We start from the raw sequence: 677 nt of genomic DNA, 5'->3' as shown, positions 1-677 counted from the left end.
AACTCAGCGAGACGACATCAACTGGCAACAACTCATCTTAACCGATGAAGACTGGGACTATAAACAGCAAGGACTCACTCCAGCAGGGGCGGCGATTGTTACCATCGCCCTTAGCATAGCAACGGGTGGTGCAAGCAGTAGCATTGCCAGTGCTGCAACGACCGCCTTTCAAAGCAACACCATCGGTGCCATGGCAAGTACCGCCTTTAACACACTGACCAACAAAGCTGCCATCAGTTTGATTAATAACCAAGGTAACATCAAAGCGACATTAAAAGAACTTGGGTCTAAAGACAGTGTCAAACAGCTTGCCTTTGCCTTAGCCAGTGCTGGTATTGGCCATAAGATTGATAAAACCCTAGGACTAAAAAACACAGACATCACCAAAGCAAATCTTAACCAAAGAACCATTAAAGCCATCACTGACAGTACCAGCAAAAGCCTATTAGAATCTGCCATCTATGGCAGTAATCTTGAGGAGAATTTAAAAAAGAACCTTAAAGCTGGACTGGCATCTGTCGGTACCCAACAAGCGTTCTCAAACATTGTCAAAAACCTAGATGGCAACACCCTAAGTGAAAACCTATCCCACAAACTGGCAGCAGGCTTAACAGGCTGTCTGTCCGCCAAAGCCTCTGGCAATGATTGCAATGCAGGTGCCATTGGTGCTACCATAG

Annotated in this window: 1 protein-coding gene; it reads left to right on the top strand. The window is 45.9% G+C overall.

Annotation, left to right across the window (positions count from 1 at the left end; all coding sequences use genetic code 11):
* The coding region (locus tag M2R47_RS09380) for a DUF637 domain-containing protein (RefSeq protein ID WP_249102531.1) at positions 1–677 on the top strand (677 nt) is incomplete at both ends.

Origin of the sequence: Moraxella oculi, assembly GCF_023336735.1 — a bacterium.
Classification (GTDB): Bacteria; Pseudomonadota; Gammaproteobacteria; order Pseudomonadales; family Moraxellaceae; genus Moraxella; species Moraxella oculi.
The sequence above is the reverse complement of the archived record's forward strand: the minus strand, read 5'-3'. Positions and strand labels throughout refer to the sequence as shown.